22 protein-coding genes and 1 pseudogene are annotated in these 20,231 nt (G+C 34.8%); 6 read left to right on the top strand and 17 right to left on the bottom strand.

The window, feature by feature from the left end; translation table 11 throughout:
* Positions 1 to 309: 309 nt before the first annotated feature.
* The 15 genes and pseudogenes from BTN98_RS20040 to BTN98_RS19975 form a co-directional block, all read right to left on the bottom strand.
* Positions 310 to 870 carry a hypothetical protein gene (locus tag BTN98_RS20040; protein ID WP_061000821.1) on the bottom strand — a complete coding sequence of 187 codons (561 nt, stop codon included), beginning with the start codon at positions 868 to 870 and terminating at the stop codon, positions 310 to 312.
* A gap of 292 nt (positions 871 to 1,162) precedes the next feature.
* Positions 1,163 to 1,363, bottom strand: a pseudogene (locus BTN98_RS20895) (IS3 family transposase); the annotation flags it as partial.
* Positions 1,364 to 1,526: 163 nt separating this feature from the next.
* Entirely contained in the window at positions 1,527 to 2,120 is a 594-nt protein-coding gene (locus BTN98_RS20035; protein ID WP_061000819.1) for a GTP cyclohydrolase II, read from the bottom strand.
* 92 nt (positions 2,121 to 2,212) lie between these two features.
* Positions 2,213 to 2,683: a 6,7-dimethyl-8-ribityllumazine synthase gene (gene ribH, locus BTN98_RS20030; protein WP_061000816.1), complete on the bottom strand. Its 471-nt coding sequence runs from the start codon at positions 2,681 to 2,683 to the stop codon at positions 2,213 to 2,215.
* 56 nt (positions 2,684 to 2,739) lie between these two features.
* Entirely contained in the window at positions 2,740 to 3,837 is a 1,098-nt protein-coding gene (gene ribB, locus BTN98_RS20025; protein WP_061000814.1) for a 3,4-dihydroxy-2-butanone-4-phosphate synthase, read from the bottom strand.
* A 33-nt stretch (positions 3,838 to 3,870) separates the two neighbouring features.
* Positions 3,871 to 4,530 carry a riboflavin synthase gene (locus tag BTN98_RS20020; protein WP_061000812.1) on the bottom strand — a complete coding sequence of 220 codons (660 nt, stop codon included), beginning with the start codon at positions 4,528 to 4,530 and terminating at the stop codon, positions 3,871 to 3,873.
* A gap of 87 nt (positions 4,531 to 4,617) precedes the next feature.
* The gene (gene luxG / locus BTN98_RS20015; protein ID WP_061000811.1) at positions 4,618 to 5,322 is read right to left on the bottom strand and encodes a flavin mononucleotide reductase LuxG; all 705 of its coding nucleotides are present in this window, start codon (positions 5,320 to 5,322) and stop codon (positions 4,618 to 4,620) included.
* A 16-nt stretch (positions 5,323 to 5,338) separates the two neighbouring features.
* The gene (gene luxE / locus BTN98_RS20010; protein ID WP_061000809.1) at positions 5,339 to 6,460 is read right to left on the bottom strand and encodes a long-chain-fatty-acid--protein ligase LuxE; all 1,122 of its coding nucleotides are present in this window, start codon (positions 6,458 to 6,460) and stop codon (positions 5,339 to 5,341) included.
* A 146-nt stretch (positions 6,461 to 6,606) separates the two neighbouring features.
* Positions 6,607 to 7,236 (bottom strand): LLM class oxidoreductase, encoded by a 630-nt coding sequence (locus BTN98_RS20005; RefSeq protein WP_105030067.1) that lies wholly within the window; start codon positions 7,234 to 7,236, stop codon positions 6,607 to 6,609.
* 12 nt (positions 7,237 to 7,248) lie between these two features.
* Positions 7,249 to 8,226: a luciferase subunit beta gene (luxB, locus tag BTN98_RS20000; protein WP_061000804.1), complete on the bottom strand. Its 978-nt coding sequence runs from the start codon at positions 8,224 to 8,226 to the stop codon at positions 7,249 to 7,251.
* A 48-nt stretch (positions 8,227 to 8,274) separates the two neighbouring features.
* Positions 8,275 to 9,339, bottom strand: coding sequence for a luciferase subunit alpha (luxA, locus tag BTN98_RS19995; protein ID WP_061000802.1), 1,065 nt, complete (start codon positions 9,337 to 9,339; stop codon positions 8,275 to 8,277).
* A gap of 36 nt (positions 9,340 to 9,375) precedes the next feature.
* Positions 9,376 to 10,299, bottom strand: coding sequence for a fatty acid reductase transferase subunit LuxD (gene luxD / locus BTN98_RS19990; RefSeq protein WP_061000800.1), 924 nt, complete (start codon positions 10,297 to 10,299; stop codon positions 9,376 to 9,378).
* Between the two features lie 11 nt (positions 10,300 to 10,310).
* On the bottom strand, positions 10,311 to 11,747 hold the full coding sequence (luxC, locus tag BTN98_RS19985) for a long-chain-fatty-acyl-CoA reductase LuxC (RefSeq protein WP_061000798.1): 1,437 nt from the start codon (positions 11,745 to 11,747) through the stop codon (positions 10,311 to 10,313).
* A 536-nt stretch (positions 11,748 to 12,283) separates the two neighbouring features.
* On the bottom strand, positions 12,284 to 12,466 hold the full coding sequence (locus BTN98_RS19980; protein WP_061000796.1) for a hypothetical protein: 183 nt from the start codon (positions 12,464 to 12,466) through the stop codon (positions 12,284 to 12,286).
* Positions 12,467 to 12,577: 111 nt separating this feature from the next.
* Positions 12,578 to 12,772: a hypothetical protein gene (locus BTN98_RS19975; protein WP_061000794.1), complete on the bottom strand. Its 195-nt coding sequence runs from the start codon at positions 12,770 to 12,772 to the stop codon at positions 12,578 to 12,580.
* 220 nt (positions 12,773 to 12,992) lie between these two features.
* Here BTN98_RS19975 and BTN98_RS19970 point away from each other — a divergent pair, with 220 nt between their 5' ends.
* Entirely contained in the window at positions 12,993 to 13,601 is a 609-nt protein-coding gene (locus BTN98_RS19970; protein ID WP_061000823.1) for a recombinase family protein, read from the top strand.
* 62 nt (positions 13,602 to 13,663) lie between these two features.
* Here the strand turns inward: BTN98_RS19970 and BTN98_RS19965 are convergent, their stop codons facing one another.
* A complete protein-coding gene (locus tag BTN98_RS19965) occupies positions 13,664 to 13,894 on the bottom strand; it encodes a hypothetical protein (RefSeq protein ID WP_061000792.1) in 231 nt (76 codons plus the stop codon).
* Positions 13,895 to 14,975: 1,081 nt separating this feature from the next.
* Here BTN98_RS19965 and mobI point away from each other — a divergent pair.
* A complete protein-coding gene (gene mobI, locus BTN98_RS19960) occupies positions 14,976 to 15,503 on the top strand; it encodes a conjugative transfer protein MobI(A/C) (protein WP_061000790.1) in 528 nt (175 codons plus the stop codon).
* Between the two features lie 350 nt (positions 15,504 to 15,853).
* Here mobI and BTN98_RS19955 read toward each other — a convergent pair whose 3' ends face one another.
* On the bottom strand, positions 15,854 to 16,453 hold the full coding sequence (locus BTN98_RS19955; RefSeq protein WP_061000785.1) for a recombinase family protein: 600 nt from the start codon (positions 16,451 to 16,453) through the stop codon (positions 15,854 to 15,856).
* Positions 16,454 to 16,671: 218 nt separating this feature from the next.
* On the opposite strand from BTN98_RS19955, the gene BTN98_RS19950 reads away from it, so the two are divergent.
* The 4 genes from BTN98_RS19950 (at position 16,672) to BTN98_RS19935 (ending at position 20,164) form a co-directional block, all read left to right on the top strand.
* Positions 16,672 to 17,616, top strand: a complete 945-nt coding sequence (locus tag BTN98_RS19950) for a hypothetical protein (protein WP_061000783.1) — start codon at positions 16,672 to 16,674, stop codon at positions 17,614 to 17,616.
* A 346-nt stretch (positions 17,617 to 17,962) separates the two neighbouring features.
* The gene (gene drt2, locus BTN98_RS19945; RefSeq protein WP_061000782.1) at positions 17,963 to 19,273 is read left to right on the top strand and encodes an antiviral reverse transcriptase Drt2; all 1,311 of its coding nucleotides are present in this window, start codon (positions 17,963 to 17,965) and stop codon (positions 19,271 to 19,273) included.
* Positions 19,274 to 19,665: 392 nt separating this feature from the next.
* On the top strand, positions 19,666 to 19,962 hold the full coding sequence (locus BTN98_RS19940; protein WP_045037152.1) for a BrnT family toxin: 297 nt from the start codon (positions 19,666 to 19,668) through the stop codon (positions 19,960 to 19,962).
* Complete coding sequence (locus BTN98_RS19935) at positions 19,955 to 20,164, top strand: BrnA antitoxin family protein (RefSeq protein WP_061000780.1); 210 nt, start codon at positions 19,955 to 19,957, stop codon at positions 20,162 to 20,164. Before BTN98_RS19940 ends, BTN98_RS19935 begins: the two co-directional genes overlap by 8 nt.
* The last annotated feature ends 67 nt before the right edge of the window (positions 20,165 to 20,231 follow it).

The following is a 20,231-nucleotide window of genomic DNA, read 5'->3' as shown; positions in this document are numbered from 1 at the left end:
CATTATTCACGAATCGCTTGGAACTTCAAACACTAGTTATACCGCCCTGTGGGTTCATGGGGCGGATACGGTAAAAAAATCCGAGAATATAAATATTCTCGGATTTTTACACATTGTGAAGACCGTTCAATCTAAACATTTAGATCTTAATTGATCGGTATTATCTCCAGGCACCACCTTTTATTTGCTAGAAAAACAAAATATCAATCAGAATTTCCCTAAAATAAGTTGGTTGTCGATTATAAATAAATGAGTTCGACAAGTATCTCTAAGGCTAAATGTATAAAAATATATTATACAAGTAAGGCACTACCATTCATTTAGAATTTCCACGTTCACTTTCATATCTTTTGAGAACGTTGCAAGGTTAGTCTTGACAAATAAATCACGAGGATAATGTAATGTGATAACACTATTTGACATACTAATGATAGATGAAGAAATCCCATTGATACCAATGTCGTCTTGCACCGTTAAGTTTTCAGCTAACGCTTTAGGAATATCTATAAGTACTGATAATCCTACTTCATTATCTTCTACTTCTACTATCGATGCAGTACCTTTAATATTTCCAGTTAATCCGCCACGACCAACTACTTCACCAAATTTAGGGTGAACCTCAAGGTTTACCTGATCTCCTTCTTTTAATTTATCAAATGTTGTCGTACCCAATGCTTGGTCTATATCAAAGTACACCGTATCATTTAAAATGCGTACTACCGTCAAAGAGCAACCATTTACCAACATTACAGTATCTACATCAACAAGCTTTAATATATCCTCAGGGAATACAATTCCCTGTCGTTGACTATCTTCGCTTTTTGAAATTGATTTAATAACACCACGACCTTGGACAATACCTCTAAACATCAATACCTCCTTTTTTATATGCTATATTTCTGATTTAATACAGATCAATAGCTTAGTGATTTAATAGTAAAATACAAAGTATGGAATACATTTTTATTATTATCACAAATTTTTAATTTTAAAAATACAAATTACAATTTTGTATTTTTGATAAAGCAACAATAATATTTTATAGAAAATATTATTGTAACCGTCTAATAGTAGATCACTTATGTCATAGCTTTTCCGACTAAAAGGGAGGAAAAGCTATGACATAATTCTAAAAACACTAATATTGAACAGCTATCGTTCACTAGTAGTAATTACTCTCCTTAGGTATAAGTGAGCACTGGTCTTTATGACTTTTCATATTCCCGTTCGGTATTAAATCACTGAGCGTCATATGTAACCGCTCATGGTTGTCATATCTAATATATTCTTCAATATCTTGTTTCATTGATTCTCACGTTAGATGCACAATATTTAGTAGCCACTCGTATTTTAAATTTTCAAATAATCATTCAACTACAATTTATCTAAACAGACCTCAATACTGTCCATAGAGTATTGGTTCGATTATCCACAATAAATGTTTCCGGATAGATTAGACTTAAATATTAATAAAGATATTCTTAACTTTAAATTGATAATAAAATGATCGCTTCAATAAAAAATTATCATAAAGATAAGTTATGATTACCATGTGATAATTTTGCTTGTAAATATTCTTGGTTATCATCTTTGATATATACTTGAGTATTGAGCACTTCTATTATCTGAATATTATGCTTCGCTAACTCTATCTCTTTTTTAGGATTATTGGTGATTAAACGAATTTTATTGATCCCTAGAGCGCATAATGCATCTGCGCCTTCTTTGAAATCACGAAGATCATCAGCAAAACCTAAATGGTTATTGGCTTCATAGGTATTCATACCTTGGTTTTGTAAGTGATAGGCATCGATTTTGTTGTATAAACCAATCCCTCGTCCTTCTTGACGTAGATACAAAATTATCCCACCTGATTGGTGCATTTTTTCTATCGTCTCATTGAGTTGTTCACCACAATCACAGCGAGAAGAATGAAAAACATCACCAGTTAAGCATTCTGAATGTAGGCGAACTAAAGGGACAGTTGTCGTATCTGCTTGTTTAAAAATAATAGCGATGTGCTCTTTACCTGACTTAAAGCCATAAAATGACAAAAATTCAGCAGGGATCTGACTTCTTTGTCCAATTTTAAAAGACACTCGGGCTCTTACCGTGATCATAATATTCCTTATACTTCTATATTTGATTAATTACTTTGGAAAGGAAATGGCTATGATGAAGTAGGCCATCATAACGTGTAAATATAAGGAAATTAAGGTTCTATTTCCGCTAACACGTTGATCATTTCTAGTACACAGAGTGCGGCTTCTGCGCCTTTATTTCCCATTTTTGTTCCTGCACGTTCAATGGCTTGCTCGATTGAATCCACGGTAAGAACACCAAACGCGATCGGAATTTGGTGTTCCAATGAAACCTGTTGTAAGCCTTTATTACATTCACCTGCTACATATTCAAAATGTGGAGTACCGCCACGAATCACAGAGCCTAAAGCGATAATGGCATCATAACTACCTTTTTTCGCCAGTTGTTGCGCCAGTAAAGGTAGCTCGTAAGCTCCAGGGCAACGTACAACGGTAATATTACCTTCTTTAACAAGACCTTGGCGTTGCAGGGTATCTAATGCACCTGACAATAAACTGTCATTGATAAAGCTATTGAAACGAGAAATGATGATGGCGACATTGGCGTGGGGAGCAGTTATCGTACCTTCAATAATATCCATGGATCTTCCTAATTATATTTATAAAAACAATGAATCAGATAATATCTGAATATTTCCTAGTTACAAATATATTCAACAATCTCAAGATCAAATCCTGATAAAGAACGATATTGTTGGCTCTGAGAAGACAGTAAACGAATTTTACGTAGCCCTAATTCAGATAAAATTTGCGATCCCAAACCAATTTGTCGGGATTGCGGCGTGATCGGTAAAGGGGAGCTTGCTTGGTACTCTGAAGATAAGTGTTTTATTTGATTTAAGATCATCGTTGAAGACTCTATTTGGCTGATGATAACTAATACGCCACCGTCGGCTTGAATGCGCTGCATAGCCGCTTGTAGGGGCCATTGTGTTACGCCAGAATGTAAAATATCTTTCAGTGTATCTTTGACATGGACGCGGACTAAGGTCTCCGTATTAGGGTTAATATCACCTTTACATAATGCGTAATGCAGTTGGTTATCAATAATGTCACGGTAGGTGATTAAGTTGAAAACACCATATTCTGTGCATAATTCACTTTCTGATAAACGTTCAATATAGCTTTCTCGTTGGATACGATACTCAATTAAATCGGCAATCGTCCCCAGTTTTAAACCGTGTTTTTGAGCAAAGACTTCGAGTTGAGGACGGCGTGCCATCGTGCCGTCTTCATTAAGAATCTCCACAATAACACTAGAGGCTTCAAGCCCGGCTAAGCGTGCAACATCACAGCCAGCTTCGGTGTGACCTGCACGAATTAATACGCCACCATCTTGCGCCATTAATGGGAAAATATGACCCGGCATAACAATATCATTAGCACTGGCATTAGGAGCAATTGCTGCTTGTACTGTTTTTGCACGATCGCTGGCAGAGATCCCAGTCGTAACATCGATGGCAGCTTCTATTGAAATGGTAAATGCAGTTGAGAACTTATCGTGATTATTTTGCACCATTAGCGGTAAATTTAAGGTTTGGCAGCGATCTTGAGTTAATGTTAAGCAGATCAACCCGCGCCCATGAGTCGCCATGAAATTAATAGCTTCAGAAGAGATCATTTCAGAGGCAATGATCAAATCACCTTCATTTTCTCGATTTTCATCATCCATTAAGATTACCATTTTACCCAGACGAATATCATTAATGATTTCTTGGGTGCTACTTAAAGTCATAACAAGTCCTTTTTTATTAACAACATAAGTGAGTTATACTATAAAACCGTGCTTCTCTAATAAAGATATAGAGAGGTTAGTATTTTTTTTCGATTCTTGTTTATTCATGCTGATTAATTGTTCAAGATAGCGTGCCATTATGTCGACTTCAATATTGACCTTTTGATCAATGATGGCACTAGCAAGTGTCGTATTGGCTAACGTATGCGGAACAATAGTTAATTTAATTACATTCTGATAAACAGCGTTGATAGTTAAACTGATTCCATCAACGCAGATTGAACCTTTTTCGGAAACAAATTTCTTTAAGTGCATTGGCACAGTTACCCAAATATCAACGGTGCGACCTTTTCTTTTTAACTCAATAATGTCGCCAATACCGTCAACATGCCCAGAAACAATATGACCTCCAAAACGTGTGGTGGGTAACATGGATTTTTCTAAATTGAGTTTTTGCCCAACGTGGTAACTGTGAAAAGCGGTACGCTTTAATGTCTCAGTTGAAAGATCGGCAACAAATCCAGTTGATGTTAATTTCGAAACAGTCAAACAAACGCCATTGCTAGAAATGCTATCGCCAAGTTTTACATCCGAAATATCTAGCCGATTAGTATTGATAAGCATTGAAATATCTTCGTTATTACGAATAATGGAGCTGATATTTCCAACTGCTTCTATTATTCCTGTAAACATACAATCCCTGTAAAAAAACCCTATTTATCAGGCATAGGCCATCTACCCAATAAATAGAGTAAAAATAATGATATGAACGATCTTTAATTATATGTAACTAAAAGCATCAGAATACATTTTTCCGACATTAGCTTTTTTCTGTGAGATAAAAATATCTTTCGCACTTCGGCTCATACCTAATGGACCACAAACATAAATATCAAAGTCAGATAAGTCGACAAAATCATCCATTACAGCATCAATGACATTGCCTATTTTACCGTCCCATTCTATGTGTTCATGCTCGACAACTGGCACATACTCCACATTGGGAAACTGGTCTGATAATGATTTAAGTTGTTGATCATCATAAAGCAATTGGTGTTCACTCACCCCCCAGTAAAGATAGATAGGTTGTGTTAATTTCTTGTAAACACAATAATGAAGAATACTATTGATATATGATAAACCAGTGCCGCCAGCTATCAATAGTAGCGGCGATTCACTATCATCACGCAACCAAGCATCACCATGTGGCGCATCGATCTTAATCTCATTTTGATGAATAAATGCATCAATAAAATGCGAAATGGCTTCTATCGCTAATTCTTTGATTGAACCACCAACATGTAATTCAATTAATTCATTACAGGTCGGGCTGTTAGCAATAGAAAAAGGCTGCTGTTTATTATTTAAAGATACAATAGCGTATTGCCCTGCTTTGAATTGAAAGCATTGGTCTGGCTTGATAAACACCTTAAAAACATGGCTATCAGATGCTTCAATTTTGATTATTTTACAATTAAAAATCATTATTTAGTCCTGCAGCTTATTTCAAGCTGGTTGCCATTGATAATGAACAACCTTTTTGTTCTCGGGTATTTAAACGGCGAACAATTTCTACGGTTGTTCCTTGGAATGGATCTGTTTCTTTGATGTTATGCACAATACCAACGTCGTCCGTAACAATAAAAGTTGGGTAACTAGTCGATGATGCATCCATGTAGCTCATTAAGCCTTCTTGCCCATCTTCAACTGGCTTCATAGTGACAGGATCAAGTGCACGGGCATATACCCAAGGTGGAACATGTTTACGTTGACGGTTATCTTCAAAGAAACAAGTATTTAGCTCTACTTGGTTGAAGGTGTCACGAATTTGGCTTTCATGGAAAAGGTTGAACGTTTCCATTAATAGCTGATTAAAATCTTGACGATTAAGTGCTTCTTTTTGTTTGGTTTTCCATCCACCACCGGTGATGATAAACATGTGAGCGCCAGCATTAAATTCAATTTGTTGTTCTTTCATATAAAGCGCTAACAAATAAATAAAGTATGGGGGGCCAATTAAACAAATGCCTTTGCCTTTACGTTGGATCGCTTTTAATGAGGCAATCGTTTGCTCAAAATCAATCTCGTCGTCGTTTACTGTAAACGTGGTTGGGTATAACAATTCAACCAGGCTCATAACATATTTGAACCAAACGTTTTTGGCACTGAAGCGATCTGGGCCCATATTTACCAGCTCTAGCTGGTGTTCATGAAACTCACCTAAGTACTTCATGCCGTAATTTACAGAGCCAAGTAAACGCTCGATGCTTTGGCGATCACGGGCAATATGACTTTTAATTCCGCTGGTGCCACTACTGGTAAACCAATTTTCAATATTAGCTTCATCAACAGTATGTAGCTTGGCGTATTTGAACATCGAGGTTGGAAATACTGGAATATCATCGATAGATGTAATATTTTCATCTACATCTTGGGCGTTACAATAATACCTGTAATCTTCATTATTTTTATAATGGTAGTGAAAAGATTCCATTATAAATTTATTCTTTAACTTTTCTTGTTCATCAAAGGTTAAGCTAAGTGGCGATGATGAGAAAATAATATCATCGAGATCAGAACTAACAATAATATCGTTAGTATCAACATCTAATAATGTAGTCATATAAAACCTTAATAAAAATTTAATGGCAGTACAAGAAACCACACAGTCATTAATAATGACAATGATTGACGAATTTTCAAATTAACTTAATTAGTTAAGATGATGTTCTTTTCGGTAATTAATAATGTATTTATCAAGATTAATCATTAATGATTTTTATTCTCTTGATCTTTCATCGATTCAAAACAAAATAAAAAATCGACCTTATTATTTAAACTTTGAGCCATTTCGGTAATGTGATATAAGCACGTATCGAAATTACCAGCAGCATTACGATTGATGATATCATCAATAGGTGCCTCTATTTTGGTGTAAGAGAGGTAATCTTCTAAGTAAATACTGAGCTCGGCTTTAGCTTGTGTTGGATTGTCATTTACATTGATAAATAACATTAATCGATGACGAACATCGGAAATATCAATATTAAATTTAGCCGCAGATGTTTCGTAATAATTTAAGTAATCGATGCGTTTTTGTTGGCTATCATCCCATTTAAATAATAGTGGTATACCATATTTAGCAGCCTTTACAACAGTTTCTGTACTAGTAGCCAAAAGATAGACCTGATTACCAAGACCAACAACTGGCGCTAATTTTGTTTCATTATTGTAATTTTTATCTATGTGTTGTTCGCTAATTGTAACAACATCATAGATAGAAGTATCTTCATTAATAATGCGTAATGTTGCTAACGCATTGTTCATAGTTAATGACGGTTCTTGCTGTCCAATATGGTAAAAATTAAGGAAGAAGATGCCATAATTCCATTTTGTCATTTTAGTGTCCAATCATTTATTATTCTTGATTTTTTCATTAATAATATTAATAATTTCGATGACAGCTGTTTTATTTTTCATTGATTCAAAAGATAACAACACATTCTTTGAACCTGTTTTTTCTAAAGCATATTTCGATGACTCATAATATTCATCTTTTGTTCCTACCGCATGTTGCTTAATTAGCTCTTCAATTCTTTCATCTTGATTTGTATTTGGATAAACTTCAGTAATATAGCCACGGATATAGTCACGCATTTCTTGTTTAGCAATATCACTATCTTGATTAATATTAACAAGTAATGGAAATTGGTGATCAATATTAGCAATGTCGACGTTATTTTCAGTCGCGACAGCTAAATAACGTTGATAGTAATTTTCTTTTTCCTTCAGCGTATCACTCCAGCGGTAAGTCAGTGGCAGACCTTTTTTCGCAGCCCATTCAACCACGCTCATATTGGTCGCTAAAATATACTGTTTTAAGTTTTCTTTACTAATACAGTGTGGGTTAATAGAAATTTTTGGGAAGTTATAAAAATCATTATTCGCATGACAGTAGTTAGTAGTAATACCATCATTTAGAATTTCATAGCAGGCTTCAAATTGCTGCTGTTGACTTTCGAGTTGACGTTTAAAAAAATCCATCTCGAAATCATTAACACAATCACTTAACCCAAGAATAAAACGTCCATCTGACATTTGATCAAGTAAGCTGGTTTCTTCTGCAATACGTACCGGGTGGTGAGTGGTGATCACTTGATTTAATGAACCAATATGAAGACGATCTGTTAAACCTAACAGAAAACTTGCTGCTGTAATAGGTGCGCCTACGATACCATTTTTAGAAAAATGGTGTTCATTTATAAATGCTGTATTGAAGTAGTACTCGTCTTTATCGACCAATGTAATAGTATCGATCATGTTATCCAGTACGGCTTCAGATGTCATACCTTCAAGCTGAAAGTTTAGAAAGAATAATCCAAAATTCATGTTATGTTCCTCATTTATCATGTGATTAAAATATTTAAATTTAGTAATTTATTTTGGATCTTTTAGGTATGGTGCTACTTGTGTCATAAAGCGTTCCATAGATGCGATTATTTCTTGTTCAGAACCGTTTGCTTCAAAACCAAGAGTAATATTGTTGATACCTGTTGCATCAATATCTCGCTGGATAATTTCAATACATTTTTCAGGTGTACCAACAGGGTTAAGGTTATTACTGTAATCTAGACGACGACGGGTATCAGTATGACCTTGTAATACAAAATCACGCCATTGGCCTTTGTGATAGTCATAACCTCGAGTTTGGTTACTATCTTTAAATATATTGGTCGCGTTGGTGTAAGAATCGTACCAGTTTGATAGGAAGTCACGGCAGACTGCTTCTGCTTTTTCTGGATCTTCATTAACTGAACAAATGAAAGTCATGCTGTGATCGATATTGTTAATATCGTGACCATGTTCGGATGCAATTTCATTATACAATTCCATCTGTGCTTTTTTCTCACTAGTGGTAATGATCCAGCTCAGTACCATAGGTAAACCACGTTCTGCTAACCAGGTTGTTGTTGCTGCAGATTCTGCTGTCATACACGTTGGGATTTTGTCTGAGTATGCTTCTGGATAAACATCAACATTTGGGAAATCAATGTGTTTGCCATCACTAACCAAAGTACCAGTTTTTGAACCATCCATGATCATTTTGTGGAAGGTTTCTGTAATACCGCGAGAATCCTCCATCGTGACACCAAAGACACGGAAATCTTTATGATAAAGCCCACGAACAACACCAAAGTTAAAACGACCTTTAGACATTTGATCAAGGAGTAGAAGATCTTCCATTTGACGAGCAGGGTGTGCCGTAGGTAATACTATCCCCATGGTACCCACATTAAGTTTTTTGGTTCGACCTAGAATATTGGCACAAGCAACGTATAGGTTACCGGTTAGACCGAACTCAGTGAAGTGGTGTTCAAGTGTCCAGAAGCTATCGAAGTTTAATTCTTCTGAAGCAACGCCAAGTCTAACAAAGCGATCCATGACTTCTTTATGAGATTCACCAGGAGGCTGGTATGAGAAACAAATATTGCCAAATTTCATTGTTTTTTCCTTTTGATGACTTGAATATATTTTGATTTAAGCACTAACGAACATTTCGTTTTCAATTTTATTTTTCAAACGACGTTCATTAACAGTAATAATGGTGAGATCTTCAAAATTAGGCTCACTAATATCGTCAACTAAATCAAGTTTTTCACTGTCTAAACCGATGGCAGCTCGTGTAACTGATTGATAGAAATTACGAAGTACGATCAGGTTTTCACCTAAATCATGTGATGAACCAATTAATGAATAGATTTTTGTTTTATTAGAATTAATATTACTGATAAGCTGTTTTACTTCATGTTCACAGACCCAGTCATCGCCATTTGAAATAAAGGCAATAAAAGGAATATCTAGAGATTTAGTTTTATTTATCGTTGAATCTAAGGTATCCCAACTATTATCAAAACAATCGGTCACGAAAACTTTTGAGCCTAAGTTATGACCTTCGAACTCTAAATCTTCAGGGATGTCATTAATTTCCATCTGTAGGTAATCATATTTAAGCGCTTTCTCAAGTGTGCTTCTTAAATTAACAACCCCAACAGCTGTAATTAGGAATGACAATTTAACCTCAGTTGCTACATCATAAGCAATACGAGCAGAAAGACTTGAAGCAATTAGTCCAACATCATTAATACCACGATCTTTTAACCAATCAATTACTGTTAATAAACTTTGTTTGCCAATAGACATTGAGAACTGATTAATTTCACCTGTACTTAAACCTACATGATTTAATGAATCATAACGAATTACATGGAAGCCATTATTTGCCAAATATTCGGCAAGACCTGCAAAATGATCCATTCGGCGGGCAAAACCTGCTGCAATTAAGATAGTGCTATTTCGCTTAACATCTTGATTTTTAGGCAATGTTTCCCACACACGGATATGACTATTTTCACCTAAGCTGATAATGTGATCAATAGGTGCAGAGGTTTGAGTATTTTTCATAATATCTCCCTTTATGGTACAAAAATAAGGAACTTATCTTCTTCTAAATAACGCGTTTGTTCTATTTTTACTGCGACATCTTTAGTGGTATAAGTCGATGGTCTTTCATGTGAAATATATTTAACAAGGCGCTGAAGTGGACGCATACCGTCATGTGCACCACCGACTCTAAATATATTATTCATTCCTGATTCAATAATACGTTCCGCACCATGTGCAGCTAATGTATCTCTATATTTAAATGATGCTTCCCATGGGGTAATTGAAACCGTTTGGGTTACATTATTTTGAAGATAAGGAGTAATTTCTGAAATATCTTTTACGTGATGAATATATGCAGAACGAGATAACGGTTGATTACCAAATGAACCAGCTGGAGATTGAGTTAATAACCAAGCCTGATCTTCACCTTTTTGCACTTTATATTTAGCAAATAAACATTCTTTTTCTGTTAAAGAAAAAGCGCCCTTTTCATCGAAAGATTGATCACCTTTAGGAAGTATGTCTTTATAGATGTTTAATTGCTGAGTCAGCTCGGAAAAAAAAGTATCGATATTGTCACCCATATAATAGATATCTTGGGTAGAGAAACAAGCTTGTTGGTCATAAAAACAAATGTCGTGAGCTACACCAATAGCTGCGGCTTTTATATCTGTTGGATTATCAACAATCGAAATACTTTTCTTTGGACCAAATTTGAGAATATCGACATGTGCTGGAGTATGCTTTGTCGCCCATTTGATCGCATCATTGCCTCCCCAAGCCACAACCACATCTGCACTATTCATTATTTTTTGTGGGATAGTGACATCTTCACTATGTGACCAATACATGACTGATATTGATCGGGTAATTGGGTGATTAGCATCAGTATCAATAAAACTTGAAGCTAGTGCTGTTGCGGTAAATGGATCGGTCGATGATGTTTTAATGATACATTCATTTTTGGTCAAAATTGCACGCAGGATCGATGTCACGCCTGATAGCGGTACATTACCGGCTAATAAATGAATTGATTTTCCTTTTGGCAGTGCTTTGACATAACAATCACCTTGAGGAAGCCATTCATCGACGATATGACGAGAACTGAGGTCATTTTCAACAATGTCATATAGTGCACTTTTGCTACATAAAATCATTGAGATCCAGTTCGCTTCTAATTTTGCCATCTCAGGAGAGTAGCCCATGAATTTCACTAGATCACGAATATAGGTAAGACGGCGGCTATAATTTTCACTCTTCCACTTTTGTCCAACAGTATATAAAAAGTTAACTATCTTATTGATATTAAGATTATTTTCTCTTCTATGTAAGGTGATAGCCTCAGCATCATTGTCCGTAATGACTGGTAGATAGATGGTGTTATTGTTAAGTGTAAGTTCGCGGACTTCATGTTCTGAAGTGTCTTGAACTTCCCCTCCAATAATCAGTGGGATTTTCTTAATCATGCAATCTCCATTAGCATATCGTTAAGTAGTACACACCACGCGTATAGCGCATAAAAGCTTCAATCATTCTAGATTAATAAATTTATACATCTTCATTTGAGTTAATATTTTGGAATAAGATCACATTAATTACTGGTTTTTTTTTAACCCATAAGCAAAGCTTTTGATTAAATGGTGAGCATATAATTATGCGTTATAATTAAATACCTTTTTTATTTAGTAATCTAAAGAGGCAAATATTGACTTGTATTGTCAGGCATATCTATACCTAGAGTAAAAACAGTTGTGCAAAATCAGAATGAAAGGAAAAAATAATACGCAGTACACATAAATGAGCTAGGTGGGTAATTGCAATGAAAACCTTCAATGTTTAACTCATACAACAATGCTAATTAGTGAAGTTGTGAAATGAGCAGTTGTTCTAGATGATGGTTGCGATATTTATTTTATAGTCATACTTACATCATTCTATATATGAAAAAAGAGAGGTTAATTCCCCCTCTCTTTTTTATTGCTCGATGTAAATGTATTATATTTTAGTTGGCTTCGTAAATAGCCTGAACCACGCTGTAATTTGGCACAGGTGAAGTGCCTGTGGTGACGTTTCTACGGATCGCAACAGTGGTGATCTTATCGTGTTGTTGTGGCTTATCTTCAGTAGTCTCAAGCTTACGCTGACTGCGACGATTAAAGGCCGTCATACCTTTTAATTTAGTCATATAATGTATTACATTTGTTATACTTTTAACCTTTCAATTATTTATTTTTTAAGGGATTTATAATCATTGAGTTCAGTAGATCGTGGATTATAGATTAGCAGAGATTCTGCACTAACACTTGCTTTTTCCAATCGCTTCTGTTCGACGTACTTTGGCGTTTAATACTTTATCGCCTAACTCGTTTAACTGCTCATCTAAGAAGTTATTGATCAGCTTGTTGGCTTTAGCATATTCGTTTCTAAATACTGCAAAGTTAACGTCGTCAGTTTCTTTAACTTCTTCTAACGCATCGAGCAGATCGGCCAATCCGTTTAAAGAGAATGAACCCCTATCAAGAATAGATCAGCTGCCATCACAATAAACGCCCCTAGTCGGTATTCCCTTAAAAAGCCGTGTGCTTTTAATCATGCCCAATTGCATACGCGTAAATATCCTCTATTGCGTACGCTTTTGGTGTTTACTTTTCGATATGCATACACTACATTTAGCACATGACAACCATAAGCACACAGCGGGGGCCGATAAAATGGAATTTGCATACGTTCGAGTATCAACAACCACACAAACAACAGATAGCCAAATTAGCGACATTCAAAAGTCATATCCTGGCATTGAAATATCAACTGATGTTTGTAGTGGAACAGTACCCGCAACAGAGCGTGAACAATTAAGCCGGTTACTGGACAAATTAAGAAAAGATAATGTGCTAGTAGTTTGGTGGATAGATCGCTTAGGCCGTGACTATCACGATTCAGAAACAACTATCCGCGAGCTGTTAAACCGTGGTGTGACAATCAAAACCATTAATCAGAATATGACCTTTGCTTACTCTGGTAATGACATGCAAGACATGACAACCAATATTCAATTAACCATGATTACTGCAATGGCCGCAGCAGAACGCAAGAACCGTTTAGCCAGTGCCGAAGCTGGACGCCAAGCAATTAAGCAGGACCCGAAATTATGGGCTGAAAAGTTTTCAGGACGGAAGCCAAACATGGAACGTAAGGCAAAGATTATCGAACTGTTAGAACAAGGCTTATCCGTTCGAGAAGTAGCCATGAAAGTAGGATGCAACCCAAGTACGGTTCAGCGTGCTAAAAAGACAAGTTCACTTTATGTAAACCTAAAATAAACCAGCCAATCAATAAAAAACCATTAATTAACTTTTAATTTAAAGATACGAAAAATTTAAAATTAATCATCAAAAATTGAAATATCTAAACTAACGGGTGAATTAGCAAAACCAGATAAATCATTATCACTCTCACCAAGTCTATCTATAAACCTACCGTCATTGCTTATTGATTTATTCTTATAGCCATTACCTAATAGACCATGTTTTGCCGCATACTTTTCTTCTGCTCGTACCTTTACAATTACTTTGATCGCTAAAGCAACAATAAATACTATAATTAATGCTTCCATAATTCACTTCTCTTTCAATTATATATAATGATTATATCAACATAATTTCAACTTTATATAGGTAGAGAAAATAAACAACTATCTAATTCACACAAACATCCATTAATTTACTGTTAACCTTTAACTTGAAAATACAAAACCATGTTTACTTTGATTAACTATCTAGTTTATGAAAAATATAAATTTATCGTCCTGAGCAATAAATTTATGATTTCAATCATTAAATACTTGTCAGCATTAATCTTATTCTGGTGTTAATTTAAAAACAAAAATTAAACTTTAACAAAAAGTAATTTAAACAATATAAAAATCATTGTTCTACTTTATGTAAATTAGTTTATTATTAATCAATAAAACAAAGAATAAGTAGTAACTTTAATTAGTTATAATCAGGCAGAATTATGCGATCATTTCAACTTTGGTTAACTCAATTACATCTATACTACAAACCTTGATAAAGATAATAAATACACATTTCGCGATGACAAATATACTTTCTCACCCAAAAATAATAAGCAGTGTAGAACAGTATTCATCACACTCTTGTTAAATCAGAAATTAAGGATGACAACATTAACCTATGTGTAACTTTGCCAATCTATCATTATAATAATGATGCCATTGAAAATTGCTATAAATACCCCCATCAAAACTCACTTAGATTTCATTACTTCTGATAACCATAAAACATATACAACACATTTGGAGTTCACTTCACAACAATTTGATAAACTAGAAGAAATAACTAAAAATATTCATGGAATTATCTCCTCAGAAACAGCAAGCAATACTTAAATAAAAAATCGTTCAATTGTATAAAACGCTTTTTTACAATCAAATTTAAGAGCTAAATCTAAATTATTCGAAATGTATGTATATAGCGGATAAATATATATTGTAGTTTTAATTTGTAGGTGATTTGATACTCCCAAAGTTGTAGGTGATTTGGGAACTCCCGTATCACCTATGTAGGTGATTTGGGAACTCTCATTTATACGTCAGTAGATCTGGTAATTATTAATGACAATTAAAATTAGCGGATTTTTGCATTGACAACAGGGAATCTGAGGAATAGATTATTATGAGTAATTACAATCAAGAGTTAGTTAATAACTTACAATTAACAATCGTTGAGGAATATCATAAAGCAATTCAGTGGTATAACCTTTGGTGTAGAAAGGTCGCAGACCGAGAGAATAAGCGTAAGAACAAATTAATTTCTAACTCAGAAAAAACAAAATACGAGTTAAGAATAATATCTAGTGAGAAATCATTTACGATCCATTGGGTTGAGGTATTATTTGTTCAAGATGGAAATAAAAAGAAACGTTTAACATCTCATGTTAAACAGTTAGTTGGTAACAGTAGTAAAGGTTGTTATTCGCCACATTCATTCAAAAATGCTTGCCAGTGGGAGCTTGAATTAATACTCCACTTAGAAACTGCTTTAATGCCTATCCGAAAAAGAGTTAAACATTTATCTAATATATATCGTTCTTTGAATTATTATAGTTCAAGTTTAATGACACCATTAGAATATAAGAACATAAATGATCTAATAGATCACTCAATGAAAAAAAGCATTCTTTATTATAAAAATAATATGTAGGAATATTTATGAGAACGATAGGTGGTTATAATTTATCAGAAGAATAAAATTAGTTCAAAATTAACTATTGGAACCACAAATAGTTTGTACATATAAGGCCATGTGCTCCACACATAAAAATCAATGACCTATTAGTACAATAATAACATCAGCTTATGCCTTACCCTCAATATTGAATATTCCAACAAAAGACCTTCTATTTCCTTTAATACTTTTACTATAAGTCATCATTTAAATAGCATGATGACTTATATACTAAATCGTTAATTTATTTAATATTAGTTTTTAACTGTAAAAACCATTCATAATGTCATTATAAATACGGCACAGTCACCTAGAGACTTCAAAAATTATGCTATTTTTACTACCTTCGCTATTGTAGCCCGACTACAACCCAGCTTCTGTTGAATCTGCGAATAACTACGTCCTAGCGTGAGTTGATCTAATATATCGTGATGTAAGGCTAAATTAGGTTGGCGGCCACGATATTTACCAGCTGCTTTGGCTTTCTCAATACCCTGTGCTTGACGCTTATGACGGGTTTCATAATCATCACGGGCCATAGCCGCGCCTAAATCCAACATAAACTCAGTTAAAGCCAGAGTAATGCTGTTTTGCTCACCTGAAGTGAACACAGCATGAGTCATGGGCTGATCTGCTACCACAATAACTAACCCTTTTTCCATAATACGCGCTTTTAAAGTTTTCCATTCTCCCCAGGGCAAGCGGGTTAGACGGTCCATCTTTTCAATCAACAACACATCACCGGCTTCGCTATCTTCAATTAGCTTATTAAGTTCGGGACGTTCTAACTTGGTACCAGATTGGTTTTCAATGTAGTAACCGGCAATACGATGATCGAACTTCATTCCAAAGGCTTTTAGTTCTTCTTTTGCCCGTTGAGCATCTTGTTCTGTGGTCGACGCACGAAGGTAGGCCCGAATCAGCATTATCATCACCTATTGGTTTAATTTAAGTTGGTTTCTTTAATTGGTTCATTATAGATGGTTTCTTAAATGATGCAATGCGGGTTGAGAGATGAAGTGAGCTGGTTTTGTTAGGGTATACCTAAAAAACTTTAACACTAACAAAAAATGTGAAACAAGTTTCATTTAAAAATTAATTGAATAGTTAATATATGTATTATTAGTCATTTCAAGTGGTATTTATGGAACTCTTACAACGCAGAATAGCTCATGCGCTCTATCTACAAAATTGGAAATACGAAGACGGTTTAAAAGTAACCTTATTGAAAGGAGCACAGAGGATCCAACCGTCAGAATATGAAGACGAAATGAAAAATGCTCTATTTTGTCCAATATGCTTTACAAACATTATTCGAGTTCCACAAAATAAAGAACATACTACCTCGAACAAAGAAGCCCACTTTAGACATATACCTAAATATAAAAATATTCTTTGCGAATTAAGGTCAAAGAAAGCTGAAGGGAAAAAATATTCAAGCGTAGAGGCTGTTACCCAAGCTATAGACCATGAAGAATTAGTTATTGTGTCTTCATTTATGAAAGACAAACCAGAACAAGCTACACCATCATCAAAGCCTTTTAATGATGCACAAATAGATGATGAAGATGGACCTGATACAGAGATCCCATTAAGCATACATAACGGGGAAACATTTAAAGTCCCAAGTAAAATCACCTCATTACGAGGTATTTGCCATAACTTTGATAAAAATTATTATCGTTACTATTTCCTACCGGAGAATCAACACTCGATAGCACTGACATCATTGCTTAATGATGCAAGTTTAATTACTGATATAGTAGAAAAACCTAAACTGTATTTCGTGAAACTTAAAAATTCTCTACATCACGGAAACACACCAGGTGACAATAATATTCGCATGACTTATATCGAATCAGCACCAACCGTGAAAGACTTCTGTATTAAAACTAAACATAAATTACAACACGAACATGGTATCGGTGATAAATCTACAGGGAGGTATGCGCTGGTTTATAGCAAAGTAACTAAAAATGGAATTGGTTTATGCTTTGAGAACTTAGGGTGGGGAGAGTTAGCCTTATTACCCGAAAAATATAATTATCTTATAGATGATGTTTATTCTGTAACCCACGCAAAAAAGTAGTGATATTTAGACATAATATCTTACATTAAAACTTAAACTAACATTTGATTGCATATAAAAATATCAATAACATATCGTTGCTTTACACAAAAGGTGTAAAGGGTTGTAACAGATTGTCAATGCATCGCTCTCTGGTTCGCCAAGAAAACAACATTGCCATGAGGTGTAAGATTATCATCGTATAGTCTCCATCGAATATTACATTATAAATCATTTCTAATAGATCGCGGTGAGTGCCTTTAGGGGCCAGATGATTGGTTAGGCCAGTTAGTTAAAGCCCAAAAGAATATAAAGAAAGGCCGCATATTCTACTTCTTTTGGGTTTTGCTAGAATTTACGTTCTCCTATGAAAAACACATCAGAGCCAATTTGGTATACAAAACGAAACTATCTTCATTTTGACATCTCAGTTACTTCAACTAAAGCAACTAAAATAGCCACTAATGCATCCATTGTTGCTACTCATGCATTTTATCCATTTATTTCATATAACTTTCAGTTAACAAAACTAGATCATGATCAGACGACAGGTAAGCTTTATCGAAAACCAAAACCGCGTGGTGTAGCCTATTCATCACATATTGATAGTCATATTTATGCGTATTACGCTAAGCAATTATCAGAACCATACGAAAAAAAACTCTTATCTCTAGGCTTAAACGAATCTATTTTAGCGTTTAGAAAACTAGATGGTAAAAGTAATATTCATTTTGCTAATGATGCTTTTAACGATATTCGAAAGATGGGAACATGCACTGCTATTGCCCTAGATTTTTCTAAATTCTTTGACACTCTTGACCATGAGATACTAAAAGAAGAATGGTGTAAATTGTTAGGAGTGAAACGCTTACCAAAAGATCATTTCAATGTTTTTCAGTCTTTAACTAAGTTCACAACAGTAGATCGCGACAGAATATTCAACACTTTTGGAATCTCACAATACAACCCTAAAGCTAATGGAAGAAACCGTATTTGTTCACCGTTAGAGTTCAGAACACAAGTTCGCAAAGCAGGGCTAATCACCAAGAATCCACAAGGAAACAAAGGAATCCCCCAAGGTTCACCAATTAGTGCCTTATTATCAAATATTTACATGCTATCTTTCGATTGTGATATGCAAAATTATGTCAATAGTATTGGTGGTAAATATTTTAGGTATTGTGATGATATGCTTTTTATTGTTCCTTCAGAATATAAAAACACAGTTGAAGCATTAGCAAACAGCAAAATACAAGCACTTAAAGTTAATATAAACAAAGATAAAACAGAAATAAGAAACTTCGAGTTAACGAATGGGAAATTATGCTCATTTGATGAAGTTGGAAAACAAAAGCCGCTACAATACTTAGGTTTCTTGTTTGACGGTTATTCTATTTTTTTACGATCAACAGTACTTGCACGATATTCAGAAAAAATGAAAGGTGGTGTTAAATTAGCCAAAAAAACCATGGATAAAGAAAATAGGATAAGACACAGTAAAGGCGAGCAAGAACAAGATCACTTATATAAGCGTAAACTACACAAATTATACTCATATCGTGGTAAACGAAACTTCCTTTCTTACGGCTACAGAGCCGCCAAGATAATGGATTCAAAAAGTATAAAAAAACAATTAAAACCACTATGGAACAGACTTCAAGATGAAATCTTGAAATGATATGCATGCTTTAAAAGAATACAACCCAATATAAATAGACCAATAACTATAGGTAAAACGATCACCTCAACCACAACAGTTAACTACCTTATCTGATTTATGAATTGTCCATAAAGCGATAAACAAAGGCAGCTTGCCTGCCACTGCTAGGCTTTTGATTTGGCTTGTGGCCACAGCAACCACAATGGCCAACGTGGGCGCGGAAAATTTAACATAATTTACTTTTATGCTTGAAGTTGCCCAGTGCCCGCCAGCTTGCTGGAGCTAGGCACGTGAAATTTCGCATAAATAGATTTGATGTTAAATGACCGCCCATTGAGGCGGTTTTTTGGTATTTGTAGGTTAGTTTGTGATTTGTTATAGTTTAACTACAATGTAGTTACGGTGTAATTATGAGTTATCTACAATTTGAGTGGGACCCGAATAAAGCGGAAAGTAATATTCGAAAGCATGGCATTACTTTTATAGAGGCTGAATCAGTTTTTAGTGATGAATGTGCTCGTGTGATACCTGACCCTGACAGCTCATATGGTGAAGAACGCTTCATCATTATGGGGTTGAGTGAAAAACATAATACTCTCGTTGTATGTCATTGCTATAGAGGTGATGACGAAAGGATTCGAATTATTTCAGCTCGGAAAGCAGAAAAACGAGAACGTAAACAATATGAGGAGTTTCGCTATGCGTGATCAATATGATTTTTCAAACTCAATGGCTAATCCATACGCGAAAAAAGTAAAGAAGCAGATCACTATTCGACTCGATGATGATGTGGTGACTTACTTTAAAGATTTATCTGAAAAGAATGGTATCCCATACCAAAACTTAATTAATCTTTACCTAAAAGATTGCGCATTAAAAAATAAAGAATTAACAATGGATTGGCAGTAAAATCTTACAGTAAAGGTCGCTCATATGTAGCGGCCTTTTTTATGCCTGGTTGATACGATTTAGCGCT

This window comes from Photobacterium aquimaris, from assembly GCF_002954455.1.
In the GTDB taxonomy this organism is placed as follows: Bacteria; Pseudomonadota; Gammaproteobacteria; order Enterobacterales; family Vibrionaceae; genus Photobacterium; species Photobacterium aquimaris.
The sequence above is the reverse complement of the archived record's forward strand: the minus strand, read 5'-3'. Positions and strand labels throughout refer to the sequence as shown.

Bases quoted from the DNA above. Each gene is read 5' to 3' on its own strand.
- BTN98_RS20040 (WP_061000821.1), bottom strand. From the start codon at position 870: ATGTTTAGAGGTATTGTCCAAGGTCGTGGTGTTATTAAATCAATTTCA.
- BTN98_RS20035 (WP_061000819.1), bottom strand. From the start codon at position 2,120: ATGATCACGGTAAGAGCCCGAGTGTCTTTTAAAATTGGACAAAGAAGT.
- ribH (WP_061000816.1), bottom strand. From the start codon at position 2,683: ATGGATATTATTGAAGGTACGATAACTGCTCCCCACGCCAATGTCGCC.
- ribB (WP_061000814.1), bottom strand. From the start codon at position 3,837: ATGACTTTAAGTAGCACCCAAGAAATCATTAATGATATTCGTCTGGGT.
- BTN98_RS20020 (WP_061000812.1), bottom strand. From the start codon at position 4,530: ATGTTTACAGGAATAATAGAAGCAGTTGGAAATATCAGCTCCATTATT.
- luxG (WP_061000811.1), bottom strand. From the start codon at position 5,322: ATGATTTTTAATTGTAAAATAATCAAAATTGAAGCATCTGATAGCCAT.
- luxE (WP_061000809.1), bottom strand. From the start codon at position 6,460: ATGACTACATTATTAGATGTTGATACTAACGATATTATTGTTAGTTCT.
- BTN98_RS20005 (WP_105030067.1), bottom strand. From the start codon at position 7,236: ATGACAAAATGGAATTATGGCATCTTCTTCCTTAATTTTTACCATATT.
- luxB (WP_061000804.1), bottom strand. From the start codon at position 8,226: ATGAATTTTGGATTATTCTTTCTAAACTTTCAGCTTGAAGGTATGACA.
- luxA (WP_061000802.1), bottom strand. From the start codon at position 9,339: ATGAAATTTGGCAATATTTGTTTCTCATACCAGCCTCCTGGTGAATCT.
- luxD (WP_061000800.1), bottom strand. From the start codon at position 10,299: ATGAAAAATACTCAAACCTCTGCACCTATTGATCACATTATCAGCTTA.
- luxC (WP_061000798.1), bottom strand. From the start codon at position 11,747: ATGATTAAGAAAATCCCACTGATTATTGGAGGGGAAGTTCAAGACACT.
- BTN98_RS19980 (WP_061000796.1), bottom strand. From the start codon at position 12,466: ATGACTAAATTAAAAGGTATGACGGCCTTTAATCGTCGCAGTCAGCGT.
- BTN98_RS19970 (WP_061000823.1), top strand. From the start codon at position 12,993: ATGGAATTTGCATACGTTCGAGTATCAACAACCACACAAACAACAGAT.
- BTN98_RS19965 (WP_061000792.1), bottom strand. From the start codon at position 13,894: ATGGAAGCATTAATTATAGTATTTATTGTTGCTTTAGCGATCAAAGTA.
- mobI (WP_061000790.1), top strand. From the start codon at position 14,976: ATGAGTAATTACAATCAAGAGTTAGTTAATAACTTACAATTAACAATC.
- BTN98_RS19955 (WP_061000785.1), bottom strand. From the start codon at position 16,453: ATGCTGATTCGGGCCTACCTTCGTGCGTCGACCACAGAACAAGATGCT.
- BTN98_RS19950 (WP_061000783.1), top strand. From the start codon at position 16,672: ATGGAACTCTTACAACGCAGAATAGCTCATGCGCTCTATCTACAAAAT.
- drt2 (WP_061000782.1), top strand. From the start codon at position 17,963: ATGAAAAACACATCAGAGCCAATTTGGTATACAAAACGAAACTATCTT.
- BTN98_RS19940 (WP_045037152.1), top strand. From the start codon at position 19,666: ATGAGTTATCTACAATTTGAGTGGGACCCGAATAAAGCGGAAAGTAAT.
- BTN98_RS19935 (WP_061000780.1), top strand. From the start codon at position 19,955: ATGCGTGATCAATATGATTTTTCAAACTCAATGGCTAATCCATACGCG.